We start from the raw sequence: 16,302 nt of genomic DNA on the forward strand, positions 1-16,302 counted from the left end.
ATGCCCGGCGGGTGCGCGCCCCGATGTCAGCCGGGCGGGTGTTGCCGCGGCGGGCTCTGCGCCAGTTCCACACGCGGCCGCGGCAGGTCGTGCAACTGCATGAAGCGCGCCGCATCGACCGGGCGGCCGAGCAGGTAGCCCTGCAGGTAGTCGCAGCCCAGGCGCTCCAGGTAGGCGCGCTGGGCGGCGGTCTCCACGCCTTCGGCGACGATGTCCATGTCCAGCGCGTGGCCCAGCGCCACGATCGCCGAGACGATCACCACGTCCTCGGCGCTGTGCTCCAGGTCGCGCACGAAGGCGTGGTCGATCTTGATCTCGGTGGCCGGCAGCCGCTTCAGGTACAGCAGGCTGGAATAGCCGGTACCGAAGTCGTCGATGGAAATGCCTACGCCCAGTGCCGACAGTGCCTGCAGCAGGCGCAGGCTGGTGTCGGTATCGCGCATCACCGTGCTTTCGGTGATTTCCAGCACCAGGTGCCGTGGCGCGATGTTGTGGCGCTCGATCACCGTGCGCACGTCCTGCAGCAGGTGTGGCGAGCTGAACTGCACCGGCGACAGGTTCACCGACATCGACCAGCCTTCATGCCCGGCGTCGTGCCAACGCCGCAGCTGCTGGCAGGCCTGGTCCAGCGCCCAGCGCCCGATCTCGTTGATCGCACCGCTGCGCTCGGCCAGGCGGATGAATCGATCGGGCGGAATCAGGCCATGTTCCGGATGCCGCCAGCGGATCAGCGCCTCGGCGCCGGCCACCTTCTGTGTCGCCACACGGATCTTGGGCTGGAAGTTCAGGAACAACTGGTCGCTGCCGATCGCCCGGCGCAGGTCGGCCAGCAGCCGGAACTGCTGCTCGGCACTGTCGTTCATCCAGTCGGCGAACAGCACGAAGGCGTTGCGTCCGGATTCCTTGGCCTGGTACATCGCCGCGTCGGCAAACGCCATCAGCTGCCGCTCGCTGGCGGCGTGGTCGGGGCAGATCGCCACACCGATGCTGGCGGTGACCTGCAGTTCGTTGTCCGGCAGCAGCGGTCCACTGCCGACCGCCTGCAGGATGCGCCGGGCGAGGGTAGGCAGATCCTCGTCGTGCTCGATGCGTACCACCAGCACGAACTCATCGCCGCCCAGGCGGGCCAGCATGTCGTGGGGGCGCAGCAGCTGGCGGGTGCGCTCGGCCACCGCCACCAGCAGCGCGTCGCCGGCCTGGTGGCCATAGGCATCGTTGACCTGCTTGAAGCCGTCAAGATCCATGAACATCACTGCGAAACGGCTGCCGCCCTGTTCGGCCTCGGCCAGCGCCTGCACGATGCGCCGCTGCAGCAGCAGGCGGTTCGGCAGGCGGGTGAGCGGATCATGCAGTGCAGCCTGGGTCAGCTCCTGCTGCGCGTCGGTCAGCGACGTGCTCAACATCGAGTTGCGCAGGCGCAGCAGCTGGGCCTCGACCCGCTGGTCCAGCCACGACACCACCAGCACCACGGCCAGGATTGCGACGGTCAGCATCACCACCAGCATGGCCAGCCATTCGCTCTGCAGGCCATCGCCGACCGCCGCGCCACAGATGCTGCCTTCCGGAAAGCGTGCGGCGGCCATGCCGGTGTAGTGCATGCCGACGATGGCCAGCCCGAGCAGGCCGGCGGCCGCGAGCCGGTCGCCGACACGGGTGCGCTGCGCGCGCAGGCGGAATGCCACATACAGTGCAGTCCACGAGGCGGCGACCGCTACCATCAGCGAAAACAGCAGCCAGCCCGGGTCATAGTCGATGCCGGGTTGCATGCGCATCGCGGCCATGCCGACGTAATGCATGCCGGCGATGCCGGTACCCATCAGCAATGCCCCGCCGGCCAGGCGTGGATGCGGGAGGGTGCGCAGCGAAACCAGCCACAGCGCGAACACCGACGAGGCGATGGCCAGGGCCAGCGAGAGCAGGGTGATGGGCAGGTCGTAGCCCAGTGGAATGGGCAGGTCGAAGGCGAGCATGCCGATGAAGTGCATCGACCAGATGCCCAGGCCCATGGCGAAGCCACCCCCCAGGCGCCACCACCACGCCGCGCCCTTGCCTGGCGCGGTGACGGTGCGTCCGGCCATCGCCAGCGCGGTGTAGGAAGCCATCACGGCGACCAGCAACGAAATCGCCACCAGCCACGGATTGTACGTGCCTACCAGCATTCGTCAGTCTCCCGGACCTGCCTGTCGACGGAAACCACGGTGGGGCATGCATGAGGCAGGCCGACGCAGGGCGGCGGCCATGTGCGGCATCCCCCCGGTTGCCGCGCATTCACTCTAGCGCGCAGACCCGGGGGAAGGGCAAGCAGTAAAACGTGATGATCGGGTCAGTGTGTGACCGCGTCCGCAGCCTGGAAGGCGGCGTCGAACAGGCGCTGCACCGGCGGGCCCATTTCGCCGGCCAGCAGGGCCAGCAGGAACAGGCCCAGCAGCAACGAGACCGGCAGGCCCAGCTGGATCGGGTTCAGTGCCGGCGCGGCGCGGGCCAGTACGCCGAACGCCAGATTGACCGCCAGCATCGCCACCGTCAGCGGTATTGCCAGGGTCAGTGCGCCGCGCAGGACCGTCAGCAGGAAGGTCGGGGCAATGCTGAAGAACGCGTGCGGGTCGGGCAGCGGGGCGCCGATCGGCAGTGCCCGGTAGCTGTCCACCACCAGCGAGATCAGCGCGAGGTGGCCATTGGCGGTGAAGAACAGCAGGCCGAACATCAGGTAGAACCACTGCCCGATCACGCCGGAGGTGCCGCCGCGCAGTGGGTCGCTCATCTGCGCGAAGGCCAGGCCAGTGCCCTGGGCGATCAGTTCGCCGGCCAGCGCACCGGCTTCGAACACCAGGCGCAGCAGGAAGCCGATGGACACGCCGATGGCCAGTTCCCGCGCGATGGTCAGCACGGTGGCGGCATCGAAGCCGGTCCAGTCCGGTACCGGTGGCAACAGCGGTGCCAACGCGATGGCAAGGGTGCCGGCCAGGATCACGCGGATCCGTGCCGGCACCGCGCGGGTGCCGACCATGGGCATGGCCATGGCCACCGCACCGATGCGCAGCATGGTCCACAGTACGGTGCCGATCATGCCGAAGGCCTGCAGGCCGTCGGCAGCCATCTGGGTGGCAGCGTCCATCGAAGCGCGTGTCCTAGCCGATCAGGTGCGGGATGCGCTGGAACAGCAGCGTGGTGAATTCAACCAGGTGGCCGATCAGCAGGCTGCCGAGCGCGAACAGCACCGCGGTCAACGCCGCCGCCTTGGCAACGAAGGCGATGGTCGGTTCATTGAGCTGGGTCGCGGCCTGCACGACGCCGACCACCACGCCCACCACCAGTACGGTGAGCAGCAGCGGGCCGGCCACCCACAACACGGTGATCAGGCCGCCACGCAGTTCGGTCAGGGCAAGTTCGGGAGACATCGTCTTTCCATCGGTAGCGCCGGGCCACGCCCGGCGACGCTTGTGTAGCGTCGAGCCAGGCTCGACGGCCGTTACGGGGTTGAATCAGGCCGGATTGAAGCTGGCCGCCAGCGTTCCCACGGTCAACACCCAGCCATCGACCAGCACGAACAGCAGGATCTTGAACGGCGCCGACACCAGCATCGGCGACAGCATCATCATGCCCATCGACATCAGCACGCTGGCCACCACCAGATCGATGATCACGAACGGGATGAAGATCAGGAAGCCGATCTCGAAGGCGGTCTTCAGCTCGCTGGTGACGAACGAGGCCACCAGCACCGGGAACGGGATCGCATCGGGGCTGGCGTAGGTGCCGTGCCCGGCGATACCGGCGAAGGTCATCAGATCGGTCTCGCGGATCTGCGCCAGCATGAAGGCGCGCAGCGGCGTGGTGGTCAGCGTCCAGGCGGTCTGGAAGTCGATGTCGCCGTTGAGGTAAGGCGCCATGCCGGTGCTCCAGGCTTTGTCCCAGGTCGGCAGCATGATCATCGCGGTGAGGAACAGGGCCAGGCCCAGCAGCACCTGGTTGGACGGCGTCTGGCCGGTGCCCAGCGCCTGGCGCAGCAGGCCCAGCACGATGATGATGCGGGTGAACGAGGTCAGCACCAGCAGCATCGACGGGATCAGGGTGATCGCCGTCATCAACAGCAGGGTCTGCAGTGGCAGGCTGACCGGTGCACCCCCGATCTTGCCGACGTTGATGTCCGGCAGTGGCGTGGTCGGTGCGCCGGGCGCGGCGAGCGCCAGTGCCGGCAACAGGCACAGGGCAAGCAACAGCAGCCACGGCATCAGGGTGGCAAGACGGGTACGGGTGACACGCATGTCAGGGGTCCTTGCGCAGCCGCTGCTGCAGCAGCTGGGCGAAATTCGGCAGGTTCTTGAAGTCCGGCACGCGTACCGGCGCCGGTGGCGGCAACGGTTCGGGCAGGGTATGCAGGGTGTTGATGCCGCCGGCGGTGACGCCCAGCAGCAGTTGCTGGCCATTGACCTCGACCACCACCACGCGTTCCTTGGCGCCGACACTCAGGCTGGCCACCAGCTTCATGCCTTCTGCAGGGCGGAAGCCGCTGCCGGGCATGCGCTTGAGCAGCCAGCCCAGGCCGATGACCAGGGCCAGCACTGCCAGCAGCGCCAGCACTGCACCGAACAGGCTGGGTGCGGCGGCCGCATGCTGGCCGACCTGCGGGCCAACCGGGGCGGCGGCCTTGCCGACCGCCAGCAGGGTGGAGGCCAGCAGGCTCAACGCAGTCTCCGGATCCGCTCGCTCGGGCTGACCACGTCGGTCAGGCGCACGCCGAAGCGGTCATTGATCACCACAACTTCGCCGTGGGCGATCAGGGTGCCGTTGACGAACACATCCAGCGACTCGCCGGCACCACGTTCCAGTTCCACCACCGAACCCTGGTTGAGCTGCAGCAGGTTGCGGATCGGCAGCCGGGCGCGACCGACTTCCAGCGACAGCGTCACCGGCACGTCGAGGATCACGTCCAGGTTCAGGTCCGGGCCGTTCGCCTCATCGGCCTGCAGGCTGCTGAACTGGGCCGGGGTCGGTTCGAGGGCGTCGATATCGTTCATTGCGGGTCTTCCTGGATGACGGGTACGCGCGGGCGGGTGCCCGGCGGATGGGTAGCGGTGATCTTCACGGCGTTCATGCCGTTGGCGATGCCGAACTCGCCGGTGAACACGGGAATGTTCTCCACGCACAGCGGCACCTGCGGGCTCAGGTCGATCGGCAGGATGTCGCCGACCTTCAGCTGGGTCAGGTCGCGCAAGGTCATGCGCTTGCTGGCCAGCACGCTGGACAGGGTGACTTCGGCGATGTTGAGCTGTTCACGCAGGGTCTGGCCCCAGCTCTCGTCGCGATCATTGCGGTCGCTCTGGATGCCGGCATCGAGCAGCTCGCGGATCGGCTCCAGCATCGAATACGGCAGGGTCACGTGGATGTCGCCGCCACCGCCGTCGAGCTCGACGTGCAGGCGGCACACCACCACGTACTCGCGCGGCGTCACGATATTGGCGAAGTGCGGGTTGATCTCCGAGTTGATGTACTCGAAGTCGACATCCATCACCGGTGCCCAGGCCTCGCGCAGGTCGGCGAAGGTCTGCTTCAGCAGCAGGTGGATCACGCGCATTTCGGTGGCGGTGAACTCGCGGCCCTCGATGCGGGTCGGGTAACGCCCGTCGCCACCGAAGAAGTTGTCGACGATGGCGAACACCAGGGTCGGCTCGAACACGATCAGGCCGGTACCGCGCAGCGGCTTGAAGCGGATCAGGTTCAGGTTGGTCGGCACATACAGCGAGTGCATGTAGTCGTTGAACTTGATCAGCTCGATGCCGCGCACCGACAGCTCCGCCGAGCGGCGGATCAGGTTGAACAGGCCGATCCGCCACAAGCGTGCGAAACGCTCGTGGACCATTTCCAGGGTCGGCATGCGACCACGGATGATGCGGTCCTGGCTGGCGAAGTCGTATGAGCGCGCTTCGCCTGACGGTGGTTCCGCATCGGTCTCGACCGCACCGCTGTCCACGCCGTGGAGCAGGGCATCGATCTCGTCCTGGGACAACAGATCATTCATCGGTGGGCCCTTACTGGGTCACGAAGCTGGTGAACAGCAGGTCGTCGGCACCATTGCTGCCGGTCTCGGCCTTGAGCACTTTCTGCACTTCGGCCAACGACGCAGCCTGCAGCTTCTGCTTGCCTGCGACATCGGCGATCTGGTCGGGGCTGACCTGCGAGAACAGCATCAGCAGGCGCGCGCGGATGGCAGGGGCGTGGGTCTTGATCGCTTCCAGTGCGGCCGGGTCACGCGTCATCAGCTGCACTTCCAGCTGCAGGTAACGCGGGCCATCGACCGGGCCGTTGAGATTGACCACGAAGGCCGGATCCAGCGCGAAGTACTGGGCCGGAGCCGGCGTCGCCGCCTTCTTCGGCGCCTGTGCGGCCTTTTCCTCGTGCTTGGACTGGGTGAAGAACCAGACGCCGCCACCGGCGGCTGCGGCGGCCAGCACGGCCACCAGGGCAGTGATCAGGATCGGACTGCGCGGCTTGGTGGCCTTGTCCTTCTCGGCGGTCTTCTTGGTTTTGTCAGCGGCTGCGGCCACGGGGTGAAGCTCCTGAGGGTTGCTTCACCGGGATATGCAAAGGGCGTGCCGAAGGTGGGGCCAAGGGGTGCGACGGAATTCCGTCGGGTTCCCGGCATTCCGCCGGGCATGGCCCGACGCTGCCTCTGCTCTGGTGGGTGCCGACCGCCCCCTTCTGGTGGGTGCCAACCTTGGTTGGCACGCCTGTCAGGCGTACGCGTCCAACAAACCGCGCTGGCGGATCAACTGCGTGGACGACACGCTGGCGTCGCCCGGCGACGGTTCTCCGTCACCGGCCATGCCGCCGGCGCCGGGCTGCCCCGACGCATTGCCGTCGCCGCCTGGCGACTGGTGGCCAACATCAGCGTGTGCCAGCTGGAAGCCCTGCTCGCCCAGCAGTTCGCGCAGGCGCGGCAGGCTGCTTTCCAGTGCCTGCCGCACGTCCACATGCGGGCTGCTGAAGCTGGCATGTACCTTGTCGCCGTTCAACTGCAGGCGAACGTCCACCGGGCCCATGTCGTCCGGACTCAGGCGGATATGGGCGTGGCCGATCTTCTGGTCCGCCAGCCAGCCCAGGCGTGCGCCGATGGCCTGGTCGAAGCCGTCGTCGCCGAACACCGGCTTCGGCGTCGGTTCGCCGTTGAAGACTGCATTGCCGGCGGTGAGCGCGGCCTTGAGATCCTGCAGGGCTGCCGGGGCAGGGGCGTGCAGGAGCGGGGCAGCGCCACGGTCGCCGATCGTGGCCGGGTCGCTGCCCTCGCCGCGGTCGCCGCGCTTGCCGCTGGGCAGGATCATCTCCGGCAGTGGCAAGGTCGTGGCATCGTCGGTGCTGGCGGCCGACGGTTTGTTGTCAGCCGCTGGTGTGGCGACGGTAGCCGGGGTGGTGGCGGGCAGTGCTGCCCCGGTCGTGGCGGGCAGCGCCGTACCGTCACTGGCGAGCGCCGGCGCACCCGCACCCGCAGCCGCGGGCAGAGCCGCCGCCGGGTCGGTGGGCGTAGGCATGGCCAACACCAGGCCCGCCAGGCCCAGGGGGGGCCATGGAGCGTCCTCTGCTGCGTTGGGCTTGTCCTTGTCGGTACCGGGGCCACCGGTCATCGATGGCAGCGGCGGCGGGGCGGTGGCGTCGCCTGGGGGAGTGTGTGCATCTGCGCTGCGCTCATCCGGCGCCTGGCCATTGCCGTCGCCGGTCGATGGTGGGCTTGGTGTGGACGTGGCTGGCGACGCTGGCGTGGCCGGTTCCGGTGAGGCAGGCGTGCCGCCCTGCAGCAGCTGGCTGAATTCCTTGCTGCCATCACTGCGCGGCGCACGCGTTGTACTGCCGCCGGCATTCTGGGCCTGCGCATTGGCGCTGCTGGCGAGCGGGGCGGGCATCACGAGCGGCCTCCCTGCTCGGTGCCGTCCTGGTCTTCAGCCTGCACCAGGCGCGCGCGGCGCGCACCAATGTCGTCCATCTCGCGCTGGTCGCGGCGGTCGGTCACCACCTTTTCCTGCGCGCGGTAGCTCGCGGCCAGCTGCTCCAGCACCGCCTTGTCACGGCTGGCCAGGATCAGGCGGGCACGCTCGGCCTCCACTTTCTCGCGGTTGCCGTTGACCGTGGCCTGCTGCTGCTCGACGGCACTATCCAGGCGGTCCAGGAAAGCGCGTCGGTTCAGCAACTGCGCCGGGCTGGTCGCTGCCATCTGCGCATTTGCATACTCCTCGGCATAACGTCGCAGTTCGTCCAGTCGCGATAGATGTGTATCGAGCACGCGCTGGCGTTCGGCGAGGTCTCGGGCGACTGCGTCCTCGTGTTCCTGGGCCCGTTTGAGCAGGGGATCGATGCGCTTGGACTGGTTCATGGCTTAACTCTCTTGTTCCACCAGGCGCTGCAGTGCCGCCTGGCTGTGCGGGAGATCTGCGGCCCTGGCAACGTCCTGGCCGAGGAACTCCATGATTTCCGGCCAGCGTTCCAGGGCTTCGTCGGTGGCCGCGTCGTTGCCGCGCTGGTAAGCACCGATCGCGATCAGGTCACGGTTGGCCGAGTAGGCCGAGACCAGTCGCTTCAACTTGCGGATGCGCAGGCGCCACGGTTCGTCAGCGATTTCCGTGACCACGCGGCTGACCGACGATTCGACGTCGATGGCCGGGTACAGACCGCTGTCGGCGACGCGTCGAGAGAGCAGGATGTGACCATCGAGGATCGCGCGTGCCGCATCGGCGATCGGATCCTGCGGATCGTCGCCCTCGGTCAGCACGGTGTAGAACGCCGTGATCGAACCACGCCCCTTGGCGCCGTTGCCGGCGCGTTCGACCAACGCCGGCAGCTTGGCGAACACCGACGGCGGGTAGCCGCGGGTTGTCGGCGGCTCTCCGACCGACAGGCCGATTTCGCGCTGTGCCTGGGCAAAGCGGGTCAGCGAGTCCATCAGCAGCAGCACGTTCAGTCCCTGGTCGCGGAACCACTCGGCGATGGCGGTGGCACGGTAGGCGCCGTGCAGGCGCGCCAGTGGCGGTCGGTCGGCGGGGCTGGCCACGACCACAGCGCGGCGCAGGCCTTCTTCGCCCAGCGTGGTCTCGACGAAGTCGCGCACTTCGCGGCCTCGCTCACCGATCAGGCCGACCACGATCACGTCGGCGGCCGTGTAGCGGGTCATCATGCCGAGCAGCGTGGACTTGCCGACGCCGGAACCGGCGAACAGGCCCACGCGCTGGCCACGGCCGATCGGCAGCAGCGCGTTGATCGCGCGCACGCCCACGTCCAGCGGCTGGGTGATCGGTTCACGTGCCAGCGGATTGATCGAGACGCCGGCCATGCCGACGTGGCCTTCGGCGCGGATCGGACCCTTGCCGTCCAGTGGCACGCCATCGCTGTCGATGACCCGGCCAAGCAGGCCTTCGCCCACTTCCACGCCGCCGCGGCGTGCCGACGGCACCACGCGGGCGTTGGGCAACAGGCCGTGAAGCTCGGCACTGGGCATCAGGTACGTGCGCTCGCCGGCGAAGCCCACCACTTCGGCATCGACCCAGCCGCCGTCGACCACTTCCACTTTGCAGCTGGCGCCCAGCGGCGCCTCGCAGCCAACCGCTTCCAGGGTCAGCCCGACCGCGCGGCGCAGCACGCCCTCGCGGATCAGGCCACGACCATGCGCGGTATCCACGCGCAGGCCGTCGAGGCGACGGGCCAGGCGCAGGTTGCGGGCCACGGCCCAGTCGGCCGGCGGTGGTGCTGGCTGCGATTCGGGCGTCATGCGCCTGCTCCGGTCTGGCGGATCACTGCATCCAGCGCGCCACGCAGGCGGGCTTCCAGGGTGCCGTCGATGCGCACGGCTTCGGCGTGCACGCGCAGGTCGCCGCGGCTGAGGCTGGTGTCGGGCACCAGTCGTTGCTGCGGCGAGAGGTTCAGCAGGGGGGCAAGGGCAGCGATGTCGTCCGGGTGCAGGCGCACTTCGACTTCGCGGGTGCTGCCGCCGACTGCGTCGATCGCCTCACCGACCAGCTGCGCCAACAGCGCAGGGTCGGCCTCGTAGGCACGCCCGACCAGCGCACCGGCAATGCGCACGGCCAACTCGCCGAGCGCACCCACCACTTCATTTTCCAGCCGCACCAGGGGCCGGCTGAAGTTGTCGAGGATGCCCTCGATCTGCGCAGCGAGGCGACGTACCTCGGCCTGGCCCTGGCCATAACCGTCGGCATGGCCGTGCTGGAAGCCTTCCTTCTCCGCGCTGTCCTGGATCGCCTGGATCTCCTCCAGGGTCGGCAGCTGAAGCGGTGGCTCCGGCTCGTGTTCCGGGTCCGGCTCGGTGAGTTCGAACGCATCCTCCTGATCCAGCGCCGGTTCGGGCTGGGCCAGCAGGTCCGGGGCAAGCCAGCGCACGACGTTGCTCACAGCATGGCCTCCGCGCTGCCACCGATGGTGACGGTGCCTTCATCGGCCATGCGCTTGACGATGGCCAGGATCTCGCGCTGCGCGCCCTCCACGTCGGACAGGCGCACCGGGCCACGGGCCTCCATGTCTTCCAGCAGGATCTCGGCCGCGCGCTGCGACATGTTGCGGGTGATCTTGTCGCGCACCTTGATGTCGGCGCCGCGCAGGGCCAGGCCCAGGCGCTCGCCGCTCACTTCGCGCAGTACCAGCTGCATTTCGCGATCGTCCAGATCGACCAGATCGTCGAACACGAACATCAGGTCCTGGATGCGGTTGCTCAATGGCGCGTCGATGCGCGCGATCTCGCCCAGGATCGCCTGGTCCTGGCCGCTGTCCATGAAGTTCAGGATGTTGGCCGCGCACTGCACGCCGCCGATGTTGGATGACTTCAGATTCTGGTTGCCGGCAAACTGGCGCTCCATGATCTCGTTGAGTTCATTGAGTGCGTTCGGCGGAATGCCGTCGAGGGTGGCGATGCGCAGCAGCACGTCGACGCGGGTGCGGTCGGGCAGCAGCTTCAGCGCGTCGGCAGCCTGGTCGGTTTCCAGGTGCGCCATCACGATGGCGATGATCTGCGGGTGTTCGTTGCGCACCAGGTCGGCCACCGCGCGCGGGTCCATCCACTTCAGTGCGTCCAGGCCGGTGGTATTGCGGCCAAGCAGGATGCGGTCGATCAGGTTGCCGGCCTTCTCGCTGCCCAGTGCCTGCACCAGCATGTTGCGGATGTAGTCGTCCGAGCCCACGCCCAGCGAGGTCTTCGAGCCCAGTTCCTGGCCGAACTGGTCCATCACCCGTTCCACCTGCTCGCGGGTGATGTCGGTCATGGTGGCCATGGCGATGCCGATCTTCTGCACTTCCTTGGGTTCCATGTGGCGCAGCACCTCGGCCGCGTCCAACTCACCCAGGGACAGCAGCAGTACGGCCGCGCGCTGCACGCCGGTCAATTGCGGCTCAGTCATTGGCCACCCAGCCCTTGACCACCTGGGCCACGCGCTTGGAGTCGGTCTTCACGGCTTCACGCGCCATCCGCAGTCGTTCCTCATATGAATCCACCGGCAGGGCCAGTGCGTCTGGTCCGGCCAGGCTGGCCCGGTCGGCGCCCAGCGCCGGCAGCGGGGTGCCATCGTCATCCACCAGCTGCACGTCCGCGGTATGCGGTTCCAGTGCGTGCTCGTCGTTCTTCTTGTTCTGGCCGGTGATGGCACGCAGCGCCGGGCGCAGCACGCCGAACAGCAGCGCCAGCACCACCACCGCGCCGAGCAGCATGCGGCCGGCATCGTGCACCCACGGCAGTTCCCACCAGGCCGGGCCTTCGACCGGCGTGGTATCCCGCACGAACGGGGCATTCATCACCGACACGGTATCGCCGCGCTCGGCGTTGAAGCCGACGGCCTGCTTCACCAGCGCCTCGACGCGGGTCAGTTCGGCGGCCGACAGCGGCTGCGGGGCAACCTTGCCGTTGGCACCGGCGCGCGGCACGTTGTCGACCAGCACCGCCACCGAGACGCGCTTGATGCGGCCGGCCGGTTGGCGGGTGTGCTGCAGGGTGCGGTCCAGCTCGTAGTTGCGGGTGGCGTTCTTGCTGCTTTCGGTCGGGGTCTGTGCGGTGGCCGGTGCGGCCTGCTGGCCCGGCGGGCTGTTGCTGGTCGCGCCCGGCACGCCCTGCGGGCCCGGGGTGCTGGTGGTGTTCTCGCTCATCTGCTCGCTGCGCAGCTTCTGCGGCTCGCCGTTATAGAGCTCGCGGGCTTCCTCGGTCACCGAGAAATCCATGTCCACGCTCACTTCCGGGTTGACCCGGCCAGGACCGGTCATCGGTTCCAGCAGCTCGCGGATGCGCTGGTTGAACGAGGTTTCCTGGCGGCGCACCTGTTCGAACTGGGCCGCGTTGACCGCCGCCTCGCTGTTGGGGTCGGTGATGCTGAGCATGCGCCCGCTCTGGTCGACCACGGTGACCCGTTCCGGGGCGAGATCCGGGATGCTGGCCGCAACCATGTGCACGATGGCGTCCACCTGGCTGCGTTCCAGCTGCTGGCCGCCGCGCAGTTCCAGGGTCACCGAAGCACTGGCGACATCGCGCTGGCGGGTGAAGGCGCTGGGCTTGGGAATGGCCAGGTGCACGCGCGAATCCCGCACCGGGCGCAGCGTGTTGATGGTGCGCGACAGCTCGGTTTCCAGCGCGTGCTGGTAGCGCGCGCTTTCCACGAACTGGCTGACACCGAAGCCGGGGTCGCGCTCCATCAGCTCGAAGCCGAGCTTGCCGCTGTCGGTCAGGCCGGAGCCGGCCAGCTTCAGGCGGGCGTCGTGCAGGTTCTTTTCCGGCACGGTGATGCCGCCGGTGGCGGGATCGAGCGCGAACGGAATCTGTGCGGCGCGCAGCAGGTCGGTCGCTTCAGCGGTCGCCTTCTGGTCCAGGCCGGTGTACAGCGGGACCATGCCCGGCTTCTGCGACCAGAAGAACACGGACAGGCCTGCCGCCACCGCCACCGCGATCATCGCCATCAGGCCCAGCCGACGGGTGATCTGCAGACTCTGCAGGCGGTCGAACCATTGCCCGGCCTTCTCGGCGTTCAGGCTGTCCTTGGAGAGCGTCAGTGCCATGCGTCAATGTTCCTTACAGCGGCATGTTCATCACGTCCTGGTAAGCCTGGACGAGACGGTTGCGGACTTCCACGGTGGCGCGGAAGGCGATCTGGGACTGCTGCGAGGCGACCATCACCTTGGCCAGGTCGGCGCTGGGGTCGCCCATTTCGAAGGCCTTGGCGAGGGCGCCGGACTTCTGTTGCGCATCGTTGACGCCGGCAATCGCACCACGCAGGGTTTCGGTGAAGCTGGCCGGCTGGGCCTGCGGCGCGTCCAGCACCGTGCCCGGCAGGGCGTTGCTGCGCGGCGTTTCGCCCAGCGGGTTGAGCGCCGGCTGTCCCATCTGGGTCTGATAGGAGCGGATCTGCGAAAGGATCGAAGTGACGGAGTGGGACATCTGCAACGGTTCCAGAAACAGGGGATGGGGTTGTCTGCTGGAGCAGTGCAAGTGCCGTGCCGAAACCGGTTTTCGATTCAGTGAAGTGAGGGTGTGGGTGTTTGGTGGCAGGGCTGCGCCCTGTACCCGCCGAGGCCACGTCAACGTCAAGGTCAACGGCGGGCTGTCCGTGGGTTGGCGGGGTGGGTCCGGTTACGGGGGACGCCGTAAACCCGTCCCTGGGGGCTTGGCCGCGGCATCCATGCCGCGGACACCCCCGCAACCGGACCCACCCCGCCTTCGACAGACCTCCGCGATCTGTCAGGACGGCATCCTGCTCTGGTGGGTGTCGACCTTGGTCGACACGCTCTGACCCCATTGGAGGCGCCATTTAACCGGCGTCGGTTTTCTGTCCTACGGCTGCAGGGTCCAGTGGCCGGAATTCTGGCGTTGGCGCGGTGCGATGGGGCCGTCGTGCTGGGTGTAGATGAAGCGGCCCTGGCGGTCGGTCTGGCAGGTCAGCAGCAGGGTGTAGCGGGCGGGGCCGGCGGGGTGGCTTTCGACCATCTCGATTTCCGCGATGTGCGGGGCCAGACGCTGGTAGCGGTATTCGCCGCCGATGCGGGTGTCGGTGCCGAGGATGTCCAGCACGTACTGGTTGCCGGCGAAGCTGACCTGGACCATGCGCCCGGCATTGGGGTTGTCGGGCGCGTACAGCGGGTCGCTGAGGTTGATGAACTGGCGCTGGTCCAGTGTGGCGGGCAGGGTGCAGTCGGTGGCGGTGGCGGTGGCGAGTGCCGGGAACAGCAGGGCGGCGAGCAGGGTGATGCGTTGCATGGTGGAACCTCGTTGGGAAGTCCCACTCCATCCTCCGGAACGCGGCAACGTTGTCTGTAGGAATTTGTGCAAATGCGCGGCGTTGTCAGCGCGCGGCCACGGTCTCTATCCACGCATGGCGTGGATCTACTATGGCCCCACAAACACGAACGCCCGGGCAAGCCCAGGCGTTCGTGCCCCCTTCATGCTGGTGACGCGCGTCAGCCGGCCAGTTCGGCCTGCTCGCGCTCGATGCCGTACTTGCGCAGCTTTTCCACCAGGGTGGTGCGGCGCAGGCCGAGCAGCTGGGCGGCGTGGGCGACCACGCCCTGGGTGCGTTCCAGTGCTTCGTTTATCAGGCCCAGTTCGATGCTGGCCATGTGGTTGCGCAGGTCCATGCCCTCGTCGGGCAGTGCGGCCGGTGCCGCCGGGCGATTGACGGCGATGCCGTGCTCCAGCGCCGGCTGGTTACCGCTGCCGGGCGTGTGGAACGAGAAGCTGCGCAGGTCCAGTCGCTCTTCGCTGGCGGCGGGCTGTGCCGGTGCCGGCGCAGCGACGGCGGCCAGTGCCGCATCGCCACGGTAGCGGGCCGGCAGGTCCTGCACGCGTACCGAGCCACCCGGGTGCAGCACCGCCAGGCGCTCGACCAGGTTGGTCAGCTCGCGCACGTTGCCCGGCCATTCGTAGCCGGCCAGTGCCTGCAAGGCTTCCGGGGTGAAGCGCACTTCGCCACGGCCGGTGCGGGCCAGCTGCGCGGCGATGGTCTCCACCAGTGCCGGCAGGTCCTCGCGACGCTCGCGCAACGCGGGCACTTCAATCGGGAACACGTTCAGGCGGTAGAACAGATCCTCGCGGAACTTGCCTTCGGCGATGCGCGTTTCCAGATCGCGGTGGGTCGCGGCCACCACGCGCACGTTGCAGCGGATGGTCTGGTTGCCACCCACGCGCTCGAAACTGCGCTCCTGCAGCACGCGCAGCAGCTTCACCTGCATCGGCAGGCTCATGTCGCCGATTTCGTCGAGCAGCAGGGTGCCGCCCTCGGCCATTTCGAAACGTCCCTTGCGGGCGGTCAGTGCGCCGGTGAAGGCACCCTTTTCGTGGCCGAACAGTTCGCTTTCCAGCAGGTCGGCCGGAATGGCGCCGCAGTTGATCGCCACGAACGGGCCGTCACGACGCGGCGAGCGCTGATGGATTGCACGCGATACCACTTCCTTGCCGGTACCGGATTCACCCAGCACCAGCACGGTGGTATCGAATGCGGCCACCTGCTCGATCATGGTGCGCAACGCAGTCACCGCCGCGCCGTTGCCGGTCGGGCCTTGATCCTGCGCGGCGCCGGCCTGGTGCTCGGCGTCCAGGCGCTTGAGGCTGGCGCGGCGCAGAAGGGCTTCCATCTGCGCGTGGCGCAGTGGTGTTTCAAGCGGCCAGATATTGGCTTCGTGCAGGCCGTGCTGCTGCGCGAATGCAGAGGCATCACCATCGGCCAGCAGCACCGGCGGTGGCAAGCTGCTGCCGCCCAGCCAGTTGTAGAGTGCAGTGCTGGCCGCGTTGTCGTCCAGGCAGCCGACGATCACCGCCATCCAATCGTTCTGGCGCTGCCGGCCCAGATCGAAGTCGGCCGCGTCGGAGACCCAGCGCGGGTTGAAGTCCATGAATTCCAGCAGGGCAACGGTGCGCTCTGCACGCACGGCGTCGTTGTCCAGCACCAGGATGCGCGATTCGCTCACGACTGTTCCTCCCTGAGGCCTTCCAGGATCGGCATGACTTCCTGGATGTAGGACAGCTTGCTGACGAAATTGTCGGCACCGGCACGCAGCGCATGCTCGCGGTGCTCGGCATCGTCGAAGTGGCTGGCGATCACGATGTACGGTGCATCGTCCTGCGACTTGATCAGGCGGGTGGCCTGCAGGCCACCCATCTCCGGCATTGCCAGATCCATCAATACGACCTGCGGGCGCAGCGTTTCCGAACGCTCGATCGCTTCCAGGCCGTTGCCGGCGCTGCCGACGATCTGCAGCCAGTCGATCTTGCGGAAGTGGCGCATCGCCGCATTGATGAAGCCCTCGTGGTCATCGACCAGCAGGACCGTGAGCTTGTTCATGTCC

18 protein-coding genes are annotated in these 16,302 nt (G+C 67.8%); all 18 read right to left on the reverse strand.

All coding sequences use genetic code 11. The features are described from left to right. Window positions 1-26: 26 nt before the first annotated feature. The 18 genes from ACZK4H_RS10545 to ACZK4H_RS10630 all read right to left on the reverse strand — a co-directional run bounded on the left by ACZK4H_RS10545 (window position 27) and on the right by ACZK4H_RS10630 (window position 16,298). Window positions 27-2,159 carry a putative bifunctional diguanylate cyclase/phosphodiesterase gene (locus tag ACZK4H_RS10545; RefSeq protein WP_099552065.1) on the reverse strand — a complete coding sequence of 711 codons (2,133 nt, stop codon included), beginning with the start codon at window positions 2,157-2,159 and terminating at the stop codon, window positions 27-29. Between the two features lie 164 nt (window positions 2,160-2,323). Continuing rightward, window positions 2,324-3,115 carry a flagellar biosynthetic protein FliR gene (fliR, locus tag ACZK4H_RS10550; RefSeq protein WP_099552064.1) on the reverse strand — a complete coding sequence of 264 codons (792 nt, stop codon included), beginning with the start codon at window positions 3,113-3,115 and terminating at the stop codon, window positions 2,324-2,326. Window positions 3,116-3,128: 13 nt separating this feature from the next. Then, window positions 3,129-3,398 (reverse strand): flagellar biosynthetic protein FliQ, encoded by a 270-nt coding sequence (locus ACZK4H_RS10555; RefSeq protein WP_005413254.1) that lies wholly within the window; start codon window positions 3,396-3,398, stop codon window positions 3,129-3,131. Between the two features lie 84 nt (window positions 3,399-3,482). Continuing rightward, window positions 3,483-4,262 (reverse strand): flagellar type III secretion system pore protein FliP, encoded by a 780-nt coding sequence (fliP, locus tag ACZK4H_RS10560; RefSeq protein WP_099552063.1) that lies wholly within the window; start codon window positions 4,260-4,262, stop codon window positions 3,483-3,485. A gap of 1 nt (window position 4,263) precedes the next feature. Continuing rightward, window positions 4,264-4,662: a flagellar biosynthetic protein FliO gene (gene fliO, locus ACZK4H_RS10565; protein ID WP_180848852.1), complete on the reverse strand. Its 399-nt coding sequence runs from the start codon at window positions 4,660-4,662 to the stop codon at window positions 4,264-4,266. Between the two features lie 17 nt (window positions 4,663-4,679). Beyond that, entirely contained in the window at window positions 4,680-5,015 is a 336-nt protein-coding gene (fliN, locus tag ACZK4H_RS10570; RefSeq protein ID WP_005409543.1) for a flagellar motor switch protein FliN, read from the reverse strand. Beyond that, window positions 5,012-6,016 carry a flagellar motor switch protein FliM gene (fliM, locus tag ACZK4H_RS10575; protein WP_099552062.1) on the reverse strand — a complete coding sequence of 335 codons (1,005 nt, stop codon included), beginning with the start codon at window positions 6,014-6,016 and terminating at the stop codon, window positions 5,012-5,014. The genes fliN and fliM overlap by 4 nt, the downstream gene beginning before the upstream one ends. A 10-nt stretch (window positions 6,017-6,026) precedes the next feature. Further along, window positions 6,027-6,542 (reverse strand): flagellar basal body-associated FliL family protein, encoded by a 516-nt coding sequence (locus ACZK4H_RS10580; protein ID WP_099552061.1) that lies wholly within the window; start codon window positions 6,540-6,542, stop codon window positions 6,027-6,029. Between the two features lie 186 nt (window positions 6,543-6,728). Next, on the reverse strand, window positions 6,729-7,892 hold the full coding sequence (locus tag ACZK4H_RS10585) for a flagellar hook-length control protein FliK (protein WP_099552060.1): 1,164 nt from the start codon (window positions 7,890-7,892) through the stop codon (window positions 6,729-6,731). After that, window positions 7,892-8,359: a flagellar export protein FliJ gene (fliJ, locus tag ACZK4H_RS10590; RefSeq protein ID WP_005413256.1), complete on the reverse strand. Its 468-nt coding sequence runs from the start codon at window positions 8,357-8,359 to the stop codon at window positions 7,892-7,894. The genes ACZK4H_RS10585 and fliJ overlap by 1 nt, the downstream gene beginning before the upstream one ends. A gap of 3 nt (window positions 8,360-8,362) precedes the next feature. Then, window positions 8,363-9,748, reverse strand: coding sequence for a FliI/YscN family ATPase (locus ACZK4H_RS10595; protein WP_099552059.1), 1,386 nt, complete (start codon window positions 9,746-9,748; stop codon window positions 8,363-8,365). After that, the gene (locus tag ACZK4H_RS10600; RefSeq protein WP_099552058.1) at window positions 9,745-10,386 is read right to left on the reverse strand and encodes a FliH/SctL family protein; all 642 of its coding nucleotides are present in this window, start codon (window positions 10,384-10,386) and stop codon (window positions 9,745-9,747) included. Before ACZK4H_RS10600 ends, ACZK4H_RS10595 begins: the two co-directional genes overlap by 4 nt. Next, window positions 10,383-11,369, reverse strand: coding sequence for a flagellar motor switch protein FliG (fliG, locus tag ACZK4H_RS10605; RefSeq protein ID WP_024958226.1), 987 nt, complete (start codon window positions 11,367-11,369; stop codon window positions 10,383-10,385). Before fliG ends, ACZK4H_RS10600 begins: the two co-directional genes overlap by 4 nt. Window positions 11,370-11,376: 7 nt before the next feature. Then, on the reverse strand, window positions 11,377-13,023 hold the full coding sequence (gene fliF / locus ACZK4H_RS10610) for a flagellar basal-body MS-ring/collar protein FliF (RefSeq protein ID WP_099552057.1): 1,647 nt from the start codon (window positions 13,021-13,023) through the stop codon (window positions 11,377-11,379). A gap of 13 nt (window positions 13,024-13,036) precedes the next feature. Continuing rightward, window positions 13,037-13,402: a flagellar hook-basal body complex protein FliE gene (gene fliE, locus ACZK4H_RS10615; protein ID WP_005409552.1), complete on the reverse strand. Its 366-nt coding sequence runs from the start codon at window positions 13,400-13,402 to the stop codon at window positions 13,037-13,039. Between the two features lie 393 nt (window positions 13,403-13,795). Further along, window positions 13,796-14,218: a hypothetical protein gene (locus tag ACZK4H_RS10620; protein WP_099552284.1), complete on the reverse strand. Its 423-nt coding sequence runs from the start codon at window positions 14,216-14,218 to the stop codon at window positions 13,796-13,798. Between the two features lie 200 nt (window positions 14,219-14,418). Further along, window positions 14,419-15,924, reverse strand: coding sequence for a sigma-54 dependent transcriptional regulator (locus tag ACZK4H_RS10625; RefSeq protein WP_099552283.1), 1,506 nt, complete (start codon window positions 15,922-15,924; stop codon window positions 14,419-14,421). Continuing rightward, the gene (locus tag ACZK4H_RS10630; RefSeq protein WP_005409556.1) at window positions 15,921-16,298 is read right to left on the reverse strand and encodes a response regulator; all 378 of its coding nucleotides are present in this window, start codon (window positions 16,296-16,298) and stop codon (window positions 15,921-15,923) included. Before ACZK4H_RS10630 ends, ACZK4H_RS10625 begins: the two co-directional genes overlap by 4 nt. Between the last annotated feature and the right edge of the window lie 4 nt (window positions 16,299-16,302).

It is taken from the genome of Stenotrophomonas sp. 78350_Sma, from assembly GCF_056482105.1.

Coding starts and splice junctions, on each gene's coding strand:
- fliP (WP_099552063.1), bottom strand. CDS start 4,262: ATGCGTGTCACCCGTACCCGTCTTGCCACCCTGATGCCGTGGCTGCTG.
- fliJ (WP_005413256.1), bottom strand. CDS start 8,359: ATGAACCAGTCCAAGCGCATCGATCCCCTGCTCAAACGGGCCCAGGAA.
- ACZK4H_RS10585 (WP_099552060.1), bottom strand. CDS start 7,892: ATGCCCGCCCCGCTCGCCAGCAGCGCCAATGCGCAGGCCCAGAATGCC.
- fliF (WP_099552057.1), bottom strand. CDS start 13,023: ATGGCACTGACGCTCTCCAAGGACAGCCTGAACGCCGAGAAGGCCGGG.
- fliN (WP_005409543.1), bottom strand. CDS start 5,015: ATGAACGATATCGACGCCCTCGAACCGACCCCGGCCCAGTTCAGCAGC.
- fliE (WP_005409552.1), bottom strand. CDS start 13,402: ATGTCCCACTCCGTCACTTCGATCCTTTCGCAGATCCGCTCCTATCAG.
- fliR (WP_099552064.1), bottom strand. CDS start 3,115: ATGGACGCTGCCACCCAGATGGCTGCCGACGGCCTGCAGGCCTTCGGC.
- ACZK4H_RS10595 (WP_099552059.1), bottom strand. CDS start 9,748: ATGACGCCCGAATCGCAGCCAGCACCACCGCCGGCCGACTGGGCCGTG.
- ACZK4H_RS10630 (WP_005409556.1), bottom strand. CDS start 16,298: ATGAACAAGCTCACGGTCCTGCTGGTCGATGACCACGAGGGCTTCATC.
- fliM (WP_099552062.1), bottom strand. CDS start 6,016: ATGAATGATCTGTTGTCCCAGGACGAGATCGATGCCCTGCTCCACGGC.
- ACZK4H_RS10555 (WP_005413254.1), bottom strand. CDS start 3,398: ATGTCTCCCGAACTTGCCCTGACCGAACTGCGTGGCGGCCTGATCACC.
- ACZK4H_RS10545 (WP_099552065.1), bottom strand. CDS start 2,159: ATGCTGGTAGGCACGTACAATCCGTGGCTGGTGGCGATTTCGTTGCTG.
- ACZK4H_RS10620 (WP_099552284.1), bottom strand. CDS start 14,218: ATGCAACGCATCACCCTGCTCGCCGCCCTGCTGTTCCCGGCACTCGCC.